Origin of the sequence: Citrobacter gillenii (assembly GCF_013337685.1) — a bacterium.
Taxonomy (GTDB): domain Bacteria; phylum Pseudomonadota; class Gammaproteobacteria; order Enterobacterales; family Enterobacteriaceae; genus Citrobacter; species Citrobacter gillenii.
The window spans coordinates 221,087-239,383 of sequence record NZ_SUQN01000006.1 but is presented as its reverse complement, the minus strand read 5'-3'; the positions used below and the strand labels follow the sequence as shown (position 1 = coordinate 239,383).

Sequence of the window (18,297 nt, the reverse complement as noted above, 5' to 3'; positions counted from 1 at the left end):
AATGGCACTTTCTCCCGCGCAGCGTCACAGCCAGCGCATTGCGATGGAACAAAAGCTGAAACGCAGCCAGGCACTGGAAACCACGGAAAGCATGCATCTGCTGATTAAGGCGCTGGAAGCGGATGTGGAACATTGCCGTAACCTGCCGACAATCGCGGATCGTGTTGAGTTTAAGCGGGATGTGTTGCTGCCGCGCTGGACACCGACTGTGGAAGCGTATCTGGAAAGCGGGCAGGTGTACGCCAACCCGGTATTTGCCTGGTGTGTTATCTGGCTGTTTGACGTGGGCGATCTGGATAAGGCGCTGGACTGGGCTGACATTGCAATCAGCCAGCAGCAGGCAACCCCGGATCGGTTGCGCAGTAATTTTTCCACGTTCGTGGCCGATACGATGCTGGCCTGGGCGCAGGAAACATCAGGGCGCGGGGAAAGTGTTGAACCGTATTTCTCCCGTACATTTGAGCGTGTCGCCAGTACCTGGCGGCTGCATGAACAGGTCACGGCCAAGTGGTTCAAGTTTGCCGGGCTGGAGCTGCTGCGCGGTGAAGATGGCCAGACAACGGCAGCGAGTGTGGATGACATTGAAACGCTGGAGAAAGCCGATCAACTGCTGGCCACTGCAGAAAAATACTATTTAAAAATCGGCGTCAGAACGGCCCGGCAGACGATTGCCGCCCGTATCCGAAAACTGACGCAGGGGTAAAGACTACCGCAAGCCAGGCGGACGCGGTGGAGGGCAGAACACTCCGTGTGTCACTGTGCCGTGGAAACCGGTCAGTCCGCCTTTTTCGGGGGAATTATGTTTAGCGGAAAACCGCTGGATTATCAGGATGAACCGCTGACGAATAACGGGTTCTGGCCGGATCTGAATCTGAAGGACTTTCAGGCGCAGCGATCACTGCCAGCCGATATCGACGCGGACACCATCAGTCAGGCGCTGCTGGCCGCAGTCGCGGAGGTGAATGCCGAGCTGGAAAACGTGGAGGCCAGCTGGAAAGCAAAAGGCCACACGCTGGCGGCAGATGTTCCGGGCGTAAAAATGGGCGGGCTTAACAGCCTGTGCGCCCAGTACATGAAAGCGGTATTTGCCAGGGCGAAAGCGGATTTGCTGGGGGAGTTTGCCACTGTCGGGCGACGTGAAACCCATCCGGGACAGGAGAGTATGGAGACCCGCGCCGGGTTACTGGCTGAGGCTTCAGTGGTTATCCGTCGCATGAAGGGGCTTAAACGTGCAACGGTGAAAAAAGTATGAGCCAGACACAGCTTGAGAGCCTGACCGCATTTTTTCAGCAAAACGTGCCGCCGCGCGCCATGCAGTCATTTGACAGTGTGCTGGATGAAATGAAGTTCATCCCCGCCGCGAAGGATTACGGGCTGGGACAGTACCGCCAGGCGGTGATTCGCTATGACGCGGTAATCAGCTGGCAGCGTTTCCCGTACCGCCTGTGTCCGCCGCAGTTGCTTATGTCGCTGCTGGCCGCGTGGCTGGATGAGGCTGACAGGGAATTACTGGATGAAGTCGGCCTGACTGAAGCTGAACCGGACTGGGATGTGTCAGTGGAGGATGAGGAAACCGCCACCATTGTACTGACCGTGCCAATGGTGGAAGAACTGGTGATCAGGGAGGACGAAAACGGGGCGATCCCTTGGCAGGGGAAACGCTGGTCGCTGGTTAACCCTGAAGTCTGGATAGCGATCACCGCCAATATTTATGGCGTGGATGAAACCGGTGCGCCGGTAGGCGGTAACGAATGATTGCCGGTGGTGAGCTGAATAAAAAGCAGCTTGCAGAGTTGCGTAAATCACTGGCCAGCATGGAGCTGCCGCCCAAAAAGCGCCAGCGCCTTATCTGGAGGCTGGCCAAATATGGCGTGATTGCCGCCGCAAAACGGCACGTTCGCAATCAGGAAGCACCGGATGGTCAGAAGTGGCCGGGGCGTAAAACGAAGCGCAAAGGGAAGATGCTGCGGAACCTGCCAAAACTGCTGCATATCCGTGAAATGCCAGAGATTCAGGCGGTACGGATTTATTTGCAGGGTGGTGGCTACCGGAACGGGGAAACGCCGGTACCGGCCGGGACAGTCGGATATGCGCAACAAAATGGTATGCGTGTCAGTGTCAGCCGTCGCAGTCAGCCACGGAAGGCGGAGGCCGGAAAAATGGCCACGCCAGCCCAGGCCAAAAAACTGCGGGTGCTGGGGTACCGGGTACGCACCGGTAAACGCTGGAAAAAGCCCACGCTGGGCGAGTTAACCCAAACGATGCCATACAGCCGGGCGGGGTTACTGATTCGAAAACTCAGCGGTAAGGCGGTGAAAACCAGCTGGACAGTGGATCTTCCTGCCCGTGTCTTTCTGGGCATGAGTGACGATGAATTTGATAACGCGCTGGCGCGTCAGCTTCAGGCCATCGGCTTTGGCTGGGATGTTAAGGCGCAGGAGATTAAGGGGAAAGCATGACCTGGCCAAACGTGACCGTGAACCAGGTAAACCAGCTGCTGGGTGAAACCAATGAAGTGGAACGCACGCTGCTGTTTATCGGTACGGGTACCAAAAATGTGGGGAAAACGCTGGCGGTGAATGCCCAGAGTGATTTTGATGCACTGCTGGGAGAAGGGGAAAGCCCGCTGAAAAGCGATGTTCTGGCGGCACTGGCAAACGCCGGTCAGAACTGGTGGGCATTTATTCATGTGCTGCCCGCAGATGCTGAGGACGATGCCTGGGTGAAAGCGGTTCTGGCCGCACAGGTGGTGTGTTCGGTGGAAGGGGTCGTGCTGTCCAGTGATGTGACGGCCAAAGCCCCGGTGAATCAGGCGGCGACGTTACGATCCACGCTGATATCTAAATATGGGCGCTGGGTGTGGTTCATCCTGGCCGTGCAGGGAATGCAGGAAGAAGAAGCCCAGGCGGATTACCTGACCCGAGTGTCTGCCATTCAGGATGGTATTGCAGAGAAGGCGGTGCAACTGGTTCCGCGTCTGTGGGGAAATGAGCCGGGTGTGCTGGCTGGCCGTCTTTGCAGTCGTGCCGTGACTATCGCAGACAGTCCTGCCCGTGTGAAAACCGGGGCGCTGCTGAATCTGGGCAGTGATGAAATGCCGGTTGATGGTACCGGGGCGGTGCTGGAGCTGGCCACGCTTCAGGCACTGGAAGCCCAGCGTTTTAGTGTGCCGATGTGGTACCCGGACTATGACGGTTTTTACTGGGCTGACGGGCGGACGCTGGATGTGGAAGGCGGCGATTACCAGTCGATTGAAACCCTGCGTGTTGCCGATAAAGCGGCGCGTCGTGTACGTCTGCTGGCTATCAGCAAAATTGCGGATCGCTCACTCAACAGCACACCAGGCAGTATTGCTGCACACCAGACGCTGTTTGCACGTCCACTGCGTGAAATGTCCACAGCGGCCAGTATCAATGGTGTGTCATTTCCGGGGGAAGTGAAGCCGCCGCAGGAGGGTGATGTGACCATTGTCTGGAAGAACAAAAAGACGGTGGATATTTATCTGGTGGTACGCACCTGGGAAGTTCCGCTGCAAATCACCATCAGTCTGTTACTGGATGCCAGTCTGGAGGCCGCTGCATGAGTAAACGTATTTCGGGTATGTCGTTTGATACCTATCTTGACGGCGATCTGATCCACATCGAGAAAATCACACTCGATATCACGGATAACAGCGCCGCCGCCCAGACCCGTGGTGTGCCGGATGGCCATGTTGATGGCGATGTGGCCGCAGAAGGAGAAATTGAAGTCAGTTCCAAGGTGCTGGGCGTACTGACGGCCAAAGCCCGCGCCGCAGGTTCGTGGCGTGGTATTCCGCCGCTGGATTTTCTTTTCTATGCCAAAGCGGGCAACGAAGAAATGAAAGTGGAATCGTTCGGCAACAAACTCCAGCTTAGTAATCTGCTGGATATCGATCCAAAGGGCGGCGGTGTGGCTACGCACAAAATCAAATATTTTGTGACCAGTCCCAAGTTCGTGAACATCAACGGTGTGCCGTATCTGGAAGCGGAAGCCACGGAAAACCTGATCGGATAAGGAAGCCGGAATGCAGGAACATGAAAAAAGTCTTTATTCACTGCTGATTATGGGGGCGCTCATTGCTGTTGCGAAGGTGCTGGCCAGTGATGATCCCATTACACCGCGCCTGTTTATCAGCCGTGTGATCCTGGGCAGTTTTGTTTCAGTCATCGCTGGCGCGGTGCTGATTCAAATCCCGGAGGCCAGCCCGCTGGCAATTCAGGGACTGGGGGCAGCGCTGGGTATTGCAGGTTATCAGGCTGTTGAAATGTGGCTGCGCAGACGTGCAGCGGGAAAGAAGAACGGGAGCGTGACAAATGACCCTGAGTGAAAAGCAGCAGCTGTTTACCGTCATGGTGGCCAACCTGATCCACTGGGCGGAAGAACGCGGCTACCGGCTGACGTTTGGTGAAGCGTACCGCACCCCGGAACAGGCGGCGCTGAACGCGAAGAAGGGCAGCGGTATTTCGAACAGTCTGCACACCCAGCGTCTGGCCGTGGATTTTAACCTGTTTGTTAATGGTCAGTACCAGACCCGTACAGAGGACTATCTGCCGCTGGGTGAATACTGGGAATCACTGGGCGGAAGCTGGGGCGGGCGCTTCAAATCCAGACCGGATGGTAATCATTTCAGCCTGGAACATAACGGGGTGCGCTGATGAGTCACGCGCAGTGGCTGGTTGTGGTGGCGCTGGCGTTTGTCTGGGGCTGGCTGACAGCTGACTGGCGGCGCGACAGCCTGGAGCTGGCAATCAACACGGCGGCGCAGGTGGCAGGTAATGAATCGCGCAAGGTGATGCAGGGCATTGCCAGTGATTCCGCCAGGGCGCTGGAAGATAAACTGGAGGCGCTAAGAAATGCGCAACCGCGAGAGATCCGCACGGAAGTGCTTAAGCCGGTTTTTACTAACAGGTGCCTGTCTGATGAGTTTGTCAGCATGTACAACAGCGCCGTCGCCGGTACCGAACGTGCGTTATCAGGAAAACCTGAAAACACGATGCGCCACGCAGCTGCCGCGCCTGAACGGGGCAACAGGTAAAGATGCAGCGGAACTGCTGACTGTTTACCTTGAAATATATGGTCAGTGTGCGGCGCGTCATAATCAGTTAGTTGATGAAATTAATTTAAGAGAGCGTGTTATTTATGGAACAAATTAAACTGAGTGTTTGTGGTGCAGATATTGTTTTTGAACCTAATCAGACTGCTTACAATAAACTGATTAATGAAATGGCAATGGATAATAAAGTTGCGCCTGCAAATAATTATCTGATGCGTATTGTTACCCCGGAAACGAAAGAAGCACTGATTGACGTATTAAAACGTCCGGGCGCAGCGTTGCAACTGGTTAGTAAGGTTAATGATATTTACGCGCCGGAACTGGAGATTGAAGTAAAAAACTGACAAAGCGAGTCCATGATATTGAACGAAATGGACTCGAACAGTATTTAATTCTCCGTCGTCATTATTTACCGCATGGTCAGGACTCCGTTGACGATATTGCCGCCGCTATATGGCTGGATAACCGTCACTGGGAATATACGGGAATAGCTGTGGCTAATGGCGTGGCTAAAGCATTTAAAGGCACTGAATGAAACAGTTAGATTTTACATTAAGCCTTATTGATAAATTGTCCCGCCCGTTAAAACAGGCGCAGGGCAATGTAACGGGCTTTGCTGAAAAATCAAAAGAAGCCTTTATGCAGATTGGCGGCGGTGTTCTTGCGCTGGCGGGTACAGGGATGGCCATTAAAGGTGCGCTAATGCCCGCCATTGAAATGTATGACGCGCTGAATGATGCGGCCGCAAAAGGGATCGATGATTCTGCGCTTAAGGCCGTTCAGCGTGATGCGCTGCGCTTCAGTACGACCTACGGCGCCAGCGCGGTGGAGTTTGTACAGTCCACGGAAAGTATAAACGCCTCCATTGCCGGGCTGACCGGGAATGAGCTGCCGAAAGTGACGAAAGTCGCTAATACCCTGGCGTTTGCGCTCAAATCCACCGCAGCGGAAACCGCTGAGTTTATGGGGCAGATGTTCGGTAACTTTTCCGCCGATGCCAACCGGCTGGGAAAGGTTGAGTTTGCTGAACAGTTGGCCGGAAAAATGGTGTACATGCGCAAAACCTTTGGCACGGAAATGGCCGCTATCAAGGATTTGATGGAAGGGGCGCGCGGTGTGGGTACCAACTACGGCGTGGGGCTGGACGAACAGCTGGCCGTGCTGGGACAACTTCAGCGGACACTGGGCACGGAAGCCAGCAGTGCTTATGAAGGCTTTATGACCGGAGCCATTGAGGGCGGTAAAAAGCTGGGGCTGTCCTTCACGGATTCCACCGGCAAAATGCTGTCCATGCCTGAAATGCTGATCAAGTTACAGGGCAAGTATGGCAAAAGCCTGGAAGGGAACCTGAAAGCCCAGGCTGAACTGGATGCGGCATTTGGTGACAGTTCGGCGGTGGTAAAACACCTGTACGGTAATGTGGCGCTGCTTCAGCGCAATATCACAGAACTGGGCGGTGCTGATGGTCTGAAGCGTACCCAGGAAATGGCGCAGAAAATGGTGAAGCCGTGGGATCGCTTTGTCGCAATCCTGAAGGCTATCCAGACCGTGATTGGCCTGACGCTGATCCCGGTGTTATATCCGGTACTGAATCGCCTGGCTGATATGGGGCAGACCTTTGCCCGCTGGATGCAGCTGTTTCCCAACATTGCGCGTGTTGTCGGTTATGCGGCAATGGCCTTGCTCAGCTTTGCGGCTATGGGCGCAGTCGCCAACATCGTGATGGGTGTCTCCAGATTCATCATGATGGGGTTGCGCGGGATTTGGGTAGCGCTGACGGCCGTCACGAAAATCTACACCGCCACTGTCTGGCTGGGGAACATTGCCGTAGTTGCCTGGAACGCCACGCTGAAATTTCTGCGCGGTACGTTGCTGGCGGTCCGTATGGCGGCAATGATGGCCGGGATAGGTATCAATCTGATGAGCTGGCCGATCCTGCTTGTGATTGGTGCCGTTGCCTTACTTGCTGCCGGTTGCTGGCTGCTGATTAAACACTGGGACACGGTAAAGAACGCGGTCATGGATACCGCTGCATTTCAGGCATGCGCCAGGGTAGTGGCATGGCTTGCCGGGGTGTTTGCTTCAGCCTGGCAGTTTATCAGCGAAGGCTGGAACAGTTTTATTTCCATGCTGACCGGGTTTTCTCCTTCTCAGGCATTAAGCGGGCTGGCCACGGGCATTGTGTCATTGTTTGATAATGTCTGGCTGTCGGTTAAAAACGGCTTTCTGAAATCATGGAACTGGATTGTAAGTAAATTAAATAATATTCCGGGTGTTGATATTGAACTGGCGGGCGCTGCTTCAGCAGGTATCGCTAAAAATGAAACAGCGGTGTATCCGGTACCAGAGTTAAAACAATCCGTGAAAGCTGAAGGCGCACTTCCTGCGGTGACGCAAAATAGTTTCACCCCAGACAGGCTTTTAACCGGAGGTGAATTAAAAGGCATTGAGAAGGGCGGAATTACCAAAACGATTAACAGTAATGCTAAGTCCGTGACCGACAATAGCCGGAAAATTGACACGGTAAACATTTATCCGAAAGAAATGATTACACCCGGTCAGTTAATGGAATTTCAGGAGCTGGGCGCATGAGTGAGAGCCTTTATATTGATTTGCTTATTCAGGGCGGTGATTTTGTTCTGAATACCGGATATGAACCTGAACTGTGTAATAACCGTAAAAGTATCGGACAGGACATTATTCATTCCATTATTGAAAGCGGACTGGCAACGGAACTGATTGCCGAACGCAGCCCAACAATGCGGGCGGATATTTTTACCCGTATGGAATTACTGATTGAAGATGATGAACGGATTATTCCGGGAACAGTGGAAATCAGTGAGGAAAGCCAGAAACGATTATGGATAACGGCCAGCGCCTATGATTTTGGCGGCATTTCTGCGCAGGTGGATTTATGACAGAAAAACCGCAGGTTGATTTTGAGGAAGTGGTGAAGGCCAGCGGGATGCCGGTGACGGAATCTGAAGTGCGGGATCGCTTTAATGCGATTGCGGCTGAGGAAGGCATGATCACCAACACATCCCGCATGTCACCGTTCTGGCGGTTAGTCACGGCCATTGTGACTGCGCCGGTGATGTGGCTGAAAGAGGTTCTGGTGTCCACAGTGCTGGCCAATATGTTTGTGGCCACGGCCAGCGGGAGCATGTTGCGTCTGCTGGCTTGGGCGGTGAACGTGACGGCGAAACCCGCCAGCGCTGCGCAGGGTGTGATCCGCTTCTTTAAGGAGGATGCCAAAGCTGTTGTGACGGTGAAGGCCGGGACGGTTATCCAGACTGAACGCATTAACGGCAGGGTGTACGAACTGGCGACCACAGCCGATGTGGTGATCCCTTCCGGCACGGCCAGCGCATTGCTGCCGGTGAAAGCTACCGGAACCGGGGGAGCCTATAACCTTGCGCCAGGGTATTACCGCATTTTGCCTGTGGCCGTGGATGGTATCAGTCATGTGGCCAGCGAAGAAAACTGGCTGACTGTGCCGGGTGCCGATGAAGAAAGTGATGATGAACTGCGTGAACGCTGCCGCAACCAGTTCAACCTTGTGGGCAATTACCACACGGATGCGGTTTACCGTTCAATGATTGCCGGTGTTGCCGGGCTGAGTATTGACCGGATTTTCTTTGAGCATGAAGCGCCGAGGGGACCGGGTACCGCAAACGCCTATTTATTGCTGGACAGCGGGGTAGCTTCCGCGCCGTTTGTGAATGCGGTGAATGATTACATCAACACGCAGGGACACCACGGCCACGGCGACGATATGCAGTGTTACGCCATGCCGGAAACCCGTCACGATCTGGTCGTGACGGTGTATGTCAGAAATCTGGCCAACCTGACAGACGATGAACGGAACAGCCTGAAGGCCGGGATTGAAAACATGATCCGCTGTGCTTTTCGTGAAAACGCTGATTTTGACGTCAGAAAGACGTGGCCATATTCGCGGTTCTCGTTTTCTCAGTTGGGACGGGAGATCCACAAAACCTTTGCGCTGGCGGATTCGCTGTCCTTTTCACTGGGTGACATTACCAGTGAGCTGAATGTGCCGCGCCTGAAGTCACTGGTAGTGAGTCTTGAGAATGAATGAGTTCATGAAAAAGCTGGCTGGGATGGTGCTTCCCTCCTGGATGAACCAGGGGGAGCCGAACAAGCTGCTGAAAACAGCCCGGCGATTCTGGGCGGAGGTTTACGGCTGGATAACCTGGCCACTGAACCAGTTTGATCCGCTGACCTGCACACCGGCATTACTGAACCTGCTGGCGTATGACAGGGACATAACCCGCTTTGATGGTGAGCCATTGAGTCTGTTCCGCAAACGGGTGGCGTTTGCCTTCGTGAATGCGCGTGATGCCGGTTCCGTTGAGGGATTTATCAACATCTTTGAACGGCTGGGCATTGGATATGTGGAGCTGCGGGAGCGTCAGCCGGGTATTGACTGGGATGTGATCCTGGTACGTGTGACAGACAGCCAGATAGCGGACAACACGCAGCTGCTTATCCAGATAATCCGGCAGTACGGGCGAACATGCCGCCGTTATCAGTTTGAGGTGATCACATCGGAAAAAATGGCTATCAGAGCTGGATGGGATCAGGGGGAATACGTGGTTTATCCGGCTTCGTTAGCAGGGACGGAAACCCGAAGCGCGACATTCAGCGCAGGTTTGTAAGGAGTTTTTTATGTCACAGACAGCTATCACGCTGGCATTTGAGCACTGGAAAGCGCAGCAGGGTGCAACCGGCGAGCCGGTGTTACTGGATGAGTTTGTGTTTGCGAATGTGCCAGGGCTGAACCCGGATACACCCGTTGACCGGAATGAAGCACTGCCGCCTGTGGAGCAGATTGTGCACCGGCAGCCTGTTACCCGCACTGGCGTGGTGAATGAAAATGGCGTGGTGTATTCCGCCGTTCTGGGCGCTGACGTGGGCGATTTCAGTTTCAACTGGATCGGTCTGCTGAATAAGGCCAGCGGCACCCTGGCCATGATTGTTCATGCGCCCTTACAGCAAAAGCTGAAAACAGCGGAAGGGCAACAGGGGAACGTGCTTACCCGTTCGTTTCTGATGGAGTACAACGGCGCACAGACTGAAACCGGGATTACTACACCGGCTGAAACCTGGCAGATTGACTTCACGGCCCGTATGGCCGGGATGGATGAGCGTCAACGCCTGGAAAATGTGGATATTTACGGGGCTGCGGCATTCTTTGGCGATGGCTGGCTGGTCGGTAAAACGGGCAATCAGTTCTTTGTGACCAAAGGCACTGGCTATGTGGCAGGGCTGCGTACGTCACTGGCTGCAAATCAGAATATCACCGTGACAACAAAGCCGGTCAAAGTCTGGCTGGATGTGTGCTGGACGGGATCGCTGACCAGTGTCTGGAACGCGCAGTGCAAAATCACCGTGGCGGAAAACCTGGCAGATTACGTGCAGAACGGCGTGCAGCATTATGTGTTTGCCGTGGCCAGCATTGATGTGAATGGCAATATCACGGATTTACGGCCCAAAGGGACGCTGAACGAACAACAGGCCAGTGATGCGCTGAAAAAGCATGAGCAGTCCCGAAATCATCCCGATGCCTCAACCAGTGAAAAAGGGTTTGTGCAGTTAAGCAGTGCCACGGACAGCAATTCCGAAAAGCTGGCCGTCACGCCAAAGGCATTAAAAGCAGTGAATGAGAATGCAAATGGTCGCGTACCGTCAGAAAGGAAGGTTAACGGGCATGCGCTGACCGCTGATATCAGTGTCACGGCACAGGATATTTTTGAAGGTCAGTGTATTGAAATTGGTGCCGGTCAGGATCTGGATAATTACCAGAAACCGGGACTGTTTCACCAGCCAGCAAATGCAAATACCAGTACAGCACTGCATTACCCGGAAAATAATGCCGGTTCCCTGGTTGTTTTGAAAAGTGCAGGGATTACGCAGATTTATCGTGTGTACGGCAGTTCGCGAAGCTATTCGAGGAGCAAGTATTCAACACAGCCATGGACACCGTGGGCACCAGATGATGTTTTTCCTGTCGGTGCACCCGTTCCGTGGCCATCGGATACAACCCCGGTGGGCTATGCCTTAATGCAGGGACAGACTTTTAGTAAGTCGGCCTATCCATTACTTGCTATAGCGTATCCATCTGGCGTTATCCCTGATATGCGAGGCCAGACGATTAAAGGCAAGCCTGAAGGACGTGCAGTCTTGTCGTTTGAGCAGGACGGTATTAAGTCGCACAACCACTCAGCATCCGCTGCAAATACCGATCTCGGAACGAAGGGCACAACCTCCTTTGATTACGGAACTAAATCGTCGTCTTCCTATGACTACGGAACAAAAACGACTAATAGCACAGGTGCCCACACACACGGTGTTTCAATTTACTGGCTCAATACATCAGCACAGACAGCGTTGGTCGGGGCAGGGGCTAATGCCGGTGTTGTGGGGACTCAGCAAACAGGATCAGCTGGAGCGCATTCCCATACCACTGCGATTGGTGCTCATAACCACACCACTGCAATTGGTGCCCACAGCCACAGCATTGCTTTGGGGGCGCACAATCACGCAATTACAGTCAATGCTGCGGGTAATGCTGAAAACACCGTGAAAAATACCGCGTTTAACTACTTAGTGAGGCTTGCTTAATGGCTTTTAAAATGACCGACGCTGATCGGGTAATTACTATCTATAACCTTTCGTCTTCCACGAATGAATTTATCGGTAAAGGAGATGGGTATATCCCGGCAAATACGGGTTTACCCGCTTACAGTACCGATATTGCTCCACCTTCAGCACCGGATGGCTTTGTTGCTGTTTTTAATTTTGAGTCCGGCAAGTGGTCACTTGTTGAAGACCATCGGGGAAAAACGGTTTACGACATTCATACAGGGAGTGCCACCACGATTAACCAACTGGGGAGCTTGCCTGAAGATGTTGTTTCCGTTGCACCTGAAGGGCATTTCGTGAAGTGGGATGGGAAAAAATGGGTGCATGATACCGGCGCAGAAAAAATGGCGCAGATCACACAGGCGACACAGCAAAAAGAAAGCCTTCTGACGTTGGCCACATCAAAAATTGGACCGCTGCAGGATGCTGTTGATTTGGGTATTGCGACAGAAGCGGAAGCGGCACTTTTACTGGCGTGGAAAAAATACCGCGTTTTACTTAACCGCATAAATCCAAATGATGCGCCTGATATTAGCTGGCCGGAGGTGCCTGATGTGGCGTGAAGCGCGTCTGGCGTTTACTGACTCACTGGCCGCGCTGAATTGTTCCGTTGTTCCGGCGCATCCGTGGATAAACGGTCTGGGGCAGCAGACGGATAACGGGGCATATCTCAGCCCGGTGAACGCCGTCCGCTATCTTGCTGAAAGGCTGGACGGAACGGGCGGGAATGCCGATGTGATGATCATGATGGTGACAGGTCAGACGCATGAGAATTTTATGACCCGTCTCAACGGTCTGGTCGATGTTTTCCCTGCACCGGCATTCACTCAGGTAAAACGCCTGGCACAATCCGCTGCGGCGCTGGCCATCGAAAAAATGCAAATCCCCGCTAAAGCCGGGGCGGGGTTGCCGGTGGCTATTCCGCTGTCTGTGCCAACCAGCAGGGCGGCATTGTCTGCAGCGGCTGTCAGCCAGGCACAAAAAGCGGCCAGCGCGGGATTCAGCCTGGACGGATTAAAGCAGCAAATGGGTGAGTTCGTGCAGCTGCGTGACAGCCTGATCAGTGATGTGGCCAGCGGGCTGAATGATTTGCAGGGGAAAAGCGCGAGGGCATGGGTGTTTGCCCGCACCGGCGATACGGCTACCACGCTGCTGGAACTGGTCAAGGATATCCCGCAACCGTCAGCCGTCTACACAGCGGCGGTGATGCTGGTCGGTGACAATCTGGATGGAATAAAGGGAATGATTCATGACTTCGATCCCAACACTGGCGCTTAATGGAGAGGCTATCCGGCTGAAAAACATGCGCGTGACCGTATCGCAGCAGTTTCAGGATAAAGACCAGTCCGGCCAGACAAGTGCAACAACCAAATCAGAGCAGGGGGCAAAAGGGAAAGAACTGCGTATCAGTGGTGAAATTCCTTTTAAAAGCCCGGAGATCCTGAAGCGTATTTTTGAACTGGCCAGCGCCACCGATGCCGGAGGAAATCGCCAGAAATACCGTGTGGCACATGAAGTGGCCAGAGCCGTGAATTTTCGCGAGGCGACATTCAGCGGGACACTTGATGCCCCTCAGCAGGACGGGAAAATGGCCTGGCTGGTCACGTTCACCTTGGCAGAACATATCAGCGTGCAGGAAAAGCGGGAAGCCAGGGCAACAGGCAAAACGTCTGCCAAAAAACAGACGGCCGGCAATGCGGAACAATCTGGCGGCCAGAGGGCCGGGGAAGATGAAGAAAAACTGACGTGGTTTGAAAAACGGGTGCTGAAACCCGTCAATGATGCTTTGGGTTAATGATGAAACCAGTTAAACGCCTGTACCTTTCAACGGATGAAGTTCACCTGGCTGATGCCAGCCTGGTGCTGGAGCTGAACAGCTGCGGCCGGGGATTTATCACTGCACAGACAACCACAGATTACACCGGGAAACTGGTGCGGCTGGATGTGGGGTATTCCGATCTGCTTTTGCGCTGGTTTACTGGTTATGTGGAACGCTCACAACCCGCCGAAAACGGCTTTCAGCGTCTGTTTGTGCGCGAGCTGGTTGGCGTATTTGAAAGAATGTGGCCATGTTCATTTCAGCATCCCACTTTGCGCAAGGTAGCCAAATGGCTGGAGGAAAACAGCGGAATTGCTGTCAGTGTGCCGGATGCCCCTTACAGCGATAAACCGATCCCCCATTTTACCCATAACGGCACGGGCTATCAGTTGCTGAATAATCTGGGCAGGGCGTTCAGTATCCCGGATTACATCTGGTACCAGCTGCCGGATGGTTCCCTGTATGTGGGCGGTGCGGAAAAAGCGATGTTTGCCGGTCGCCCGGTCGATATCCCGGCAGAGTTCAGCCAGGGGGCGGCTGGCGGTAATTCCATTACGCTGCCGGTGATCCAGAGTCTGCGGCCGGGTGTGGAGCTGAACGGGGAATGCGTGACCAAAGTTCATCTGACCAATGACACAATGGCTGTCACCTGGACACCCAGAAACCGCGTAACAGGTCAGCCATTACAGAAAACACCTGCACAGCGCCAGATTGAAAGCCATTACCCGGAACTGGCTTCCGGGCTGCATCTACCAAAACTGGCCAGAGTGGTGGCACCCAGTGAGGCTGTGAAAAGTGGTAATTTTGCCGATCCGTTCCGGCCGCGCTATGCCGTTGATGTGCAGCTGCTTGATGCAGACGGCAACCCGGACAACCAGACACCGGTTTATTCTGCGGTGCCGCTGCCGGTACCTATGGCCGGGAATGACTCTGGCATGTTCCAGTTCCCGCCAGAAGGGACGCTGGTTGAAGTGGCGTTTACCGGAGGTCGCCCGGATAAACCGTTTATCAGGCAGACACTGCCGGATGGTACCAGCCTGCCGGATGTTAAACCCGGTGAGCAGCTGCAACAGCAGCGGGCGGAAGTGTCGCAACGTGTTACCCAGGCTGGCGACTGGGTGAGGCAGACCGATCAGACCATCAGCGAAACATCGATGGCGCGTACGGTCAAAGCCGACACGGAACAGCGTGATCTGGTCAGCCGTGAAACAACGGTTAAAGCCACGGATAAGACTACGGTTCTGGGTACCGCCACCCTGATGGCCGGTGCCATCCAGCAGGTCAGCGCCGGGGATTTTAGCCAGGCCGTGAAGGGCAACAGACTGGCCAGCATTGAAGGCAATCACGAAACCGATATTTCCGGGAAACAGTCCACTAAGGTGGCCGGAGCCGTGGATGTTGATGTGGGGGGAACCCTGACTGAAAAGATTGCTGCATTACGTAAATCGGTGGCGGCGGGCGGTCAGCAGATTATGGGGGCAACCGTCCATATTGGCAGTGAGAGTGTTAATACCCTGACTATGATGCTGGACACTATTGATTTACTGGCAGAGCTGGCGCAGCAATGTGCTAGCCATTCACACCCCAGTGTTGGTACGCCAACCAATGCCGGAGCATTTACCCAGACGGCAGAGAAGGCAGGAGAGACCCGCAATAAGTACCAAAAAATAATCGCCTGATCATCCCATCAGCCCGCACACAATGCGGGCTTTTTATCTCTGCCAGCAAGGTGAAGTGGAACTTATAGTGTAACAAATGTATTTGAATTGAGTGAATTTTGAACACTTCAACATAGCGCTTTGGTTAATGGTAAAATACAAATTTGATAAAAAAGGAAAACACTATGGCAACTCGTTCCCTCAATCCCTTCCATGACGTTGCAGATAAAACCAAGCGTGATGCTATTGTCAAAATATTGACTTTACTCAGTGAAAAAGAACAGCCTGAAAGTGCTCTTATTAAACATTCTGGTGTTGGTAGTAACGCAATGTATTTACTGGGAGAAATGCGTATGTTTGGGTTGATTCAACCCAGCGTAAGGGATGGTTTTATTGCACTCCAGGATAGAGGCACATACGCACTTAACGAAATGAAATAAGTCTCCTTAGTACCCGCCTAGTGCGGGTTTTTTTATACCTGCATTCAAACGCAACCAGACGCATTATAAGCACTTCTTTTCTCTGACCACTACCGCATAACACCACAAAAGGATCTGTGCTGTCACGTTACGCTGACGGCGCTACACGCTGACAAAATAAATCTTTCGCAGACAAAAACGGCACTACACCGCACCCGCCTGCGGTTTCTGGATCGATAAAATTTTTCAGTTTTATTTTTCTACAAAACAGAGCGCCAGACCGCGCCATGGCTGGCAGCTTCGCAGAAAACCAGAACTGAAAAGAATGAAAGAAATTTCAGTATTTTTCAGTGAAAAGGATCTTTCAAGTATCGGCTGTTTTTTTCAATTGATTGAAAAATAGTATTATTTTTGTTTTTAGATGCAGTGGGAGAGCAAAATACACGAATGCAGTCGGCGAGAAAAAATAACGAGAATCCAAGGCTGATGCGGTTTTACAAGAGAAAAGTGCAAGTGGGGGTACTGAAAAAATCGAAAAGTAGACATTTTCATGATTTTCAGTTGCCAGTAGTTTAAAGATGTTTCTATCATCCCGTGTACCGTGTAATCTTAACATTCCTGACGTTAGCCGGGATATCCGGCCTCTCTGTACTCGTCGTTATTCGACTTGCCGATGGTCGCCGCTCGACGCTGCAAGCTGCTTCACGCTGCCGCTCGTCGCGGAGGGTTGCCGAAGGTTTCTTAACGCTTCTAAGGGGGCGTCGCGTTTTTAGTTTGGGCTATGCGCTTGCGCTAAGAATCGTCAGGATTGTATAGAGAGAACGATTTATGGCTAAACAACATAAATTCGGCTTAGTTAAAGTGCTCGGAACTACCACGGTAGTTTTGGCCTTTATCAACGAGTCGTGGACTTTCGTTGAAAAGGTGCTGAGCCTCTTTAACATAGTCCCTAACTACTTGACGTGTACGAATGAAACCAACTAGCCATTGGCTACATAAATTTGAGGTTAAAGAAAATCGCTGGGTTTATATACCTGATGCCAAAACGCATCAGTTAGGCCAAAAAATACACATCTATATCAAAAATAAATGGAAGTCACCGCTCTATATGTATCACCTTAGAGAAGGTGGTCACGTTGCTGCGGCTAACCACCATATTAGAAATAAATACTTTAGCCTGATTGATATATCCAATTTTTTTGGGGCGACAAGCCAAAGCCGTGTAACAAGGGAGCTTGGGCGACTAATCCCATATGTAAAGGCCAGAGAAATTGCTAAGTTATCGACTGTGCACAACCTCAATGGCAACGGATTAAAACATGTTATCCCGTATGGGTATCCGCAGTCACCAATATTAGCCAGCTTGTGTTTTCACCAATCATTCTGTGGTTCTACCATCAATACTATTAGCAAATCAGGCCATGTATCGGTGAGCATTTTCATGGATGATATTTTGCTCTCAAGTGATGATCTTGATCAGTTAAAGAATGCTTTTGATATGATTCTTGAAGCTTTAAGAAAGTCTGGTTATACCGTCAATGAGGATAAAACTCAGTCTCCTGCTTCGATGGTTAACGTTTTTAACCTCGAACTTAGCCAAAACTCTCTACGTGTAACATCGAAAAGAATCGTTGAGTTTTTACAGGCATTCATTTCCAGCAAAAATCCCTATGAGCGTAAAGGCATTGCATCATACGTTGGCAGCATAAACAAAGCGCAAGCAAAATTGTTCCGGTGAACCTGATGCTATAGTAGTGGCCTTTGCACTTTAGTTTGTCCCCTTCTTTGCTCAAAATTTGCTTTTGAACAACACGCTCCTTAATAGGAGCATTCTGCAGGCCTAAATTTTCATGCGACACTTTTGCGACACATGGTTGATTGAAAACAAAAAAGCCACTCGCTAGAGTGGCTTAATTATATGATTCTAAAGGTAAAATTTGGTGGCCCCTGCTGGACTTGAACCAGCGACCAAGCGATTATGAGTCGCCTGCTCTAACCACTGAGCTAAGGGGCCGTGACGGTGGATTATAAAGTAACTCTGCGTTGCAATCCAGCCATAAGCGTACGGATGCTGTTTTTATAAACAATGTGTTTTCAGTCCGTTATACTGGTTGCCTGATGTATTGTGCGGAGTGATTATGGTTAAGGACATACTGGCGCCGGGGCTGCGGGTGGTTTTTTGCGGCATCAATCCGGGGCTCTCTTCGGCGGGTACAGGTTTTCCCTTTGCGCATCCTGCTAACCGCTTTTGGAAGGTCATCCATCAGGCGGGATTTACCGATCGCCTGCTAAAGCCAGAAGAGGCACAACACCTGCTGGATTTTCGCTGTGGTGTCACCAAATTTGTCGACAGGCCGACGGTGCAGGCCAATGAAGTGAAGCTCCAGGAGATGCGTAGCGGTGGTCGTCAGCTCGTTGAGAAGATTGAAGACTATCAGCCAGCGGCGCTCGCTATTTTGGGAAAACAGGCATTTGAGCAAGGCTTTAGCCAGCGTGGTGCACAGTGGGGGAAACAGACGCTGACGATTGGCGCGACGCAGATCTGGGTGTTGCCGAACCCGAGTGGGTTAAGCCGGATTACGCTGGATAAGTTAGTGGCGGCGTATCGGGAATTAGATGACGCGCTGGTTATGCGTGGGATGTAAAAAAAACGCCACCTTG

The 18,297-nt window shown here is 52.4% G+C and carries 24 protein-coding genes and 1 tRNA gene; 24 read left to right on the top strand and 1 reads right to left on the bottom strand.

Annotation, left to right across the window (positions count from 1 at the left end):
* The first annotated feature begins 1 nt into the window (after position 1).
* The 23 genes from gpM to FCH32_RS15520 all read left to right on the top strand — a co-directional run bounded on the left by gpM (position 2) and on the right by FCH32_RS15520 (position 17,374).
* Positions 2 to 703, top strand: coding sequence for a phage terminase small subunit (gpM, locus tag FCH32_RS15620; protein ID WP_174361183.1), 702 nt, complete (start codon positions 2 to 4; stop codon positions 701 to 703).
* A 96-nt stretch (positions 704 to 799) separates the two neighbouring features.
* A complete protein-coding gene (locus FCH32_RS15615; protein ID WP_024143839.1) occupies positions 800 to 1,252 on the top strand; it encodes a head completion/stabilization protein in 453 nt (150 codons plus the stop codon).
* Positions 1,249 to 1,755, top strand: a complete 507-nt coding sequence (locus tag FCH32_RS15610; protein WP_065554295.1) for a phage tail protein — start codon at positions 1,249 to 1,251, stop codon at positions 1,753 to 1,755. Before FCH32_RS15615 ends, FCH32_RS15610 begins: the two co-directional genes overlap by 4 nt.
* Complete coding sequence (locus FCH32_RS15605; RefSeq protein ID WP_065554296.1) at positions 1,752 to 2,459, top strand: hypothetical protein; 708 nt, start codon at positions 1,752 to 1,754, stop codon at positions 2,457 to 2,459. Before FCH32_RS15610 ends, FCH32_RS15605 begins: the two co-directional genes overlap by 4 nt.
* Entirely contained in the window at positions 2,456 to 3,583 is a 1,128-nt protein-coding gene (locus FCH32_RS15600) for a DUF2586 domain-containing protein (protein WP_174361182.1), read from the top strand. The genes FCH32_RS15605 and FCH32_RS15600 overlap by 4 nt, the downstream gene beginning before the upstream one ends.
* Positions 3,580 to 4,035, top strand: coding sequence for a phage protein (locus tag FCH32_RS15595; protein WP_114675655.1), 456 nt, complete (start codon positions 3,580 to 3,582; stop codon positions 4,033 to 4,035). The genes FCH32_RS15600 and FCH32_RS15595 overlap by 4 nt, the downstream gene beginning before the upstream one ends.
* 10 nt (positions 4,036 to 4,045) lie before the next feature.
* Positions 4,046 to 4,348, top strand: coding sequence for a phage holin family protein (locus FCH32_RS15590; RefSeq protein WP_001738730.1), 303 nt, complete (start codon positions 4,046 to 4,048; stop codon positions 4,346 to 4,348).
* Positions 4,335 to 4,676, top strand: a complete 342-nt coding sequence (locus tag FCH32_RS15585; protein WP_000175561.1) for a M15 family metallopeptidase — start codon at positions 4,335 to 4,337, stop codon at positions 4,674 to 4,676. The genes FCH32_RS15590 and FCH32_RS15585 overlap by 14 nt, the downstream gene beginning before the upstream one ends.
* Positions 4,676 to 5,056 (top strand): hypothetical protein, encoded by a 381-nt coding sequence (locus FCH32_RS15580; protein ID WP_048225929.1) that lies wholly within the window; start codon positions 4,676 to 4,678, stop codon positions 5,054 to 5,056. The genes FCH32_RS15585 and FCH32_RS15580 overlap by 1 nt, the downstream gene beginning before the upstream one ends.
* Entirely contained in the window at positions 4,986 to 5,174 is a 189-nt protein-coding gene (locus FCH32_RS23250; RefSeq protein ID WP_024137079.1) for a hypothetical protein, read from the top strand. The genes FCH32_RS15580 and FCH32_RS23250 overlap by 71 nt, the downstream gene beginning before the upstream one ends.
* The gene (locus FCH32_RS15575; protein WP_021293731.1) at positions 5,161 to 5,418 is read left to right on the top strand and encodes a putative phage tail assembly chaperone; all 258 of its coding nucleotides are present in this window, start codon (positions 5,161 to 5,163) and stop codon (positions 5,416 to 5,418) included. The genes FCH32_RS23250 and FCH32_RS15575 overlap by 14 nt, the downstream gene beginning before the upstream one ends.
* Positions 5,415 to 5,609 carry a DUF6890 family protein gene (locus FCH32_RS23475; protein ID WP_371321192.1) on the top strand — a complete coding sequence of 65 codons (195 nt, stop codon included), beginning with the start codon at positions 5,415 to 5,417 and terminating at the stop codon, positions 5,607 to 5,609. Before FCH32_RS15575 ends, FCH32_RS23475 begins: the two co-directional genes overlap by 4 nt.
* Positions 5,606 to 7,666 carry a phage tail tape measure protein gene (locus tag FCH32_RS15570; protein WP_174361181.1) on the top strand — a complete coding sequence of 687 codons (2,061 nt, stop codon included), beginning with the start codon at positions 5,606 to 5,608 and terminating at the stop codon, positions 7,664 to 7,666. The genes FCH32_RS23475 and FCH32_RS15570 overlap by 4 nt, the downstream gene beginning before the upstream one ends.
* The gene (locus FCH32_RS15565) at positions 7,663 to 7,992 is read left to right on the top strand and encodes a DUF2590 family protein (RefSeq protein WP_174361180.1); all 330 of its coding nucleotides are present in this window, start codon (positions 7,663 to 7,665) and stop codon (positions 7,990 to 7,992) included. The genes FCH32_RS15570 and FCH32_RS15565 overlap by 4 nt, the downstream gene beginning before the upstream one ends.
* Positions 7,989 to 9,173, top strand: a complete 1,185-nt coding sequence (locus tag FCH32_RS15560) for a baseplate J/gp47 family protein (RefSeq protein ID WP_174361179.1) — start codon at positions 7,989 to 7,991, stop codon at positions 9,171 to 9,173. Before FCH32_RS15565 ends, FCH32_RS15560 begins: the two co-directional genes overlap by 4 nt.
* Positions 9,166 to 9,753 carry a phage tail protein gene (locus FCH32_RS15555; RefSeq protein ID WP_048998134.1) on the top strand — a complete coding sequence of 196 codons (588 nt, stop codon included), beginning with the start codon at positions 9,166 to 9,168 and terminating at the stop codon, positions 9,751 to 9,753. The genes FCH32_RS15560 and FCH32_RS15555 overlap by 8 nt, the downstream gene beginning before the upstream one ends.
* A gap of 10 nt (positions 9,754 to 9,763) precedes the next feature.
* The gene (locus tag FCH32_RS15550; protein ID WP_174361178.1) at positions 9,764 to 11,719 is read left to right on the top strand and encodes a phage tail-collar fiber domain-containing protein; all 1,956 of its coding nucleotides are present in this window, start codon (positions 9,764 to 9,766) and stop codon (positions 11,717 to 11,719) included.
* A complete protein-coding gene (locus tag FCH32_RS15545; protein ID WP_174361177.1) occupies positions 11,719 to 12,303 on the top strand; it encodes a tail fiber assembly protein in 585 nt (194 codons plus the stop codon). Before FCH32_RS15550 ends, FCH32_RS15545 begins: the two co-directional genes overlap by 1 nt.
* Positions 12,293 to 13,018 (top strand): hypothetical protein, encoded by a 726-nt coding sequence (locus FCH32_RS15540; protein ID WP_174361176.1) that lies wholly within the window; start codon positions 12,293 to 12,295, stop codon positions 13,016 to 13,018. The genes FCH32_RS15545 and FCH32_RS15540 overlap by 11 nt, the downstream gene beginning before the upstream one ends.
* Entirely contained in the window at positions 12,990 to 13,535 is a 546-nt protein-coding gene (locus tag FCH32_RS15535) for a baseplate complex protein (protein ID WP_174361175.1), read from the top strand. Before FCH32_RS15540 ends, FCH32_RS15535 begins: the two co-directional genes overlap by 29 nt.
* A complete protein-coding gene (locus FCH32_RS15530; protein WP_174361174.1) occupies positions 13,535 to 15,238 on the top strand; it encodes a hypothetical protein in 1,704 nt (567 codons plus the stop codon). Before FCH32_RS15535 ends, FCH32_RS15530 begins: the two co-directional genes overlap by 1 nt.
* Positions 15,239 to 15,402: 164 nt before the next feature.
* Positions 15,403 to 15,657 carry a hypothetical protein gene (locus FCH32_RS15525; protein WP_060683191.1) on the top strand — a complete coding sequence of 85 codons (255 nt, stop codon included), beginning with the start codon at positions 15,403 to 15,405 and terminating at the stop codon, positions 15,655 to 15,657.
* Between the two features lie 949 nt (positions 15,658 to 16,606).
* Positions 16,607 to 17,374, top strand: coding sequence for a reverse transcriptase domain-containing protein (locus tag FCH32_RS15520; protein ID WP_032950187.1), 768 nt, complete (start codon positions 16,607 to 16,609; stop codon positions 17,372 to 17,374).
* 200 nt (positions 17,375 to 17,574) lie between these two features.
* Here FCH32_RS15520 and FCH32_RS15515 read toward each other — a convergent pair.
* Positions 17,575 to 17,650: transfer RNA gene (locus tag FCH32_RS15515), tRNA-Ile, on the bottom strand.
* Positions 17,651 to 17,774: 124 nt separating this feature from the next.
* Between FCH32_RS15515 and mug the strand changes: the two genes are divergently transcribed.
* Entirely contained in the window at positions 17,775 to 18,281 is a 507-nt protein-coding gene (gene mug / locus FCH32_RS15510; RefSeq protein WP_174361173.1) for a G/U mismatch-specific DNA glycosylase, read from the top strand.
* Positions 18,282 to 18,297: the final 16 nt, after the last annotated feature.

Excerpts from the sequence above, each read along its gene's own strand:
- FCH32_RS15550 (WP_174361178.1), top strand. The coding sequence starts at position 9,764 with ATGTCACAGACAGCTATCACGCTGGCATTTGAGCACTGGAAAGCGCAG.
- FCH32_RS15590 (WP_001738730.1), top strand. The coding sequence starts at position 4,046 with ATGCAGGAACATGAAAAAAGTCTTTATTCACTGCTGATTATGGGGGCG.
- FCH32_RS15540 (WP_174361176.1), top strand. The coding sequence starts at position 12,293 with ATGTGGCGTGAAGCGCGTCTGGCGTTTACTGACTCACTGGCCGCGCTG.
- FCH32_RS15605 (WP_065554296.1), top strand. The coding sequence starts at position 1,752 with ATGATTGCCGGTGGTGAGCTGAATAAAAAGCAGCTTGCAGAGTTGCGT.
- mug (WP_174361173.1), top strand. The coding sequence starts at position 17,775 with ATGGTTAAGGACATACTGGCGCCGGGGCTGCGGGTGGTTTTTTGCGGC.
- FCH32_RS15525 (WP_060683191.1), top strand. The coding sequence starts at position 15,403 with ATGGCAACTCGTTCCCTCAATCCCTTCCATGACGTTGCAGATAAAACC.
- FCH32_RS15575 (WP_021293731.1), top strand. The coding sequence starts at position 5,161 with ATGGAACAAATTAAACTGAGTGTTTGTGGTGCAGATATTGTTTTTGAA.
- FCH32_RS15530 (WP_174361174.1), top strand. The coding sequence starts at position 13,535 with ATGATGAAACCAGTTAAACGCCTGTACCTTTCAACGGATGAAGTTCAC.
- FCH32_RS15595 (WP_114675655.1), top strand. The coding sequence starts at position 3,580 with ATGAGTAAACGTATTTCGGGTATGTCGTTTGATACCTATCTTGACGGC.
- FCH32_RS15520 (WP_032950187.1), top strand. The coding sequence starts at position 16,607 with ATGAAACCAACTAGCCATTGGCTACATAAATTTGAGGTTAAAGAAAAT.
- FCH32_RS15570 (WP_174361181.1), top strand. The coding sequence starts at position 5,606 with ATGAAACAGTTAGATTTTACATTAAGCCTTATTGATAAATTGTCCCGC.
- gpM (WP_174361183.1), top strand. The coding sequence starts at position 2 with ATGGCACTTTCTCCCGCGCAGCGTCACAGCCAGCGCATTGCGATGGAA.
- FCH32_RS15615 (WP_024143839.1), top strand. The coding sequence starts at position 800 with ATGTTTAGCGGAAAACCGCTGGATTATCAGGATGAACCGCTGACGAAT.
- FCH32_RS15545 (WP_174361177.1), top strand. The coding sequence starts at position 11,719 with ATGGCTTTTAAAATGACCGACGCTGATCGGGTAATTACTATCTATAAC.
- FCH32_RS15600 (WP_174361182.1), top strand. The coding sequence starts at position 2,456 with ATGACCTGGCCAAACGTGACCGTGAACCAGGTAAACCAGCTGCTGGGT.
- FCH32_RS15560 (WP_174361179.1), top strand. The coding sequence starts at position 7,989 with ATGACAGAAAAACCGCAGGTTGATTTTGAGGAAGTGGTGAAGGCCAGC.
- FCH32_RS15535 (WP_174361175.1), top strand. The coding sequence starts at position 12,990 with ATGACTTCGATCCCAACACTGGCGCTTAATGGAGAGGCTATCCGGCTG.
- FCH32_RS15610 (WP_065554295.1), top strand. The coding sequence starts at position 1,249 with ATGAGCCAGACACAGCTTGAGAGCCTGACCGCATTTTTTCAGCAAAAC.
- FCH32_RS15565 (WP_174361180.1), top strand. The coding sequence starts at position 7,663 with ATGAGTGAGAGCCTTTATATTGATTTGCTTATTCAGGGCGGTGATTTT.
- FCH32_RS15555 (WP_048998134.1), top strand. The coding sequence starts at position 9,166 with ATGAATGAGTTCATGAAAAAGCTGGCTGGGATGGTGCTTCCCTCCTGG.
- FCH32_RS15585 (WP_000175561.1), top strand. The coding sequence starts at position 4,335 with ATGACCCTGAGTGAAAAGCAGCAGCTGTTTACCGTCATGGTGGCCAAC.
- FCH32_RS15580 (WP_048225929.1), top strand. The coding sequence starts at position 4,676 with ATGAGTCACGCGCAGTGGCTGGTTGTGGTGGCGCTGGCGTTTGTCTGG.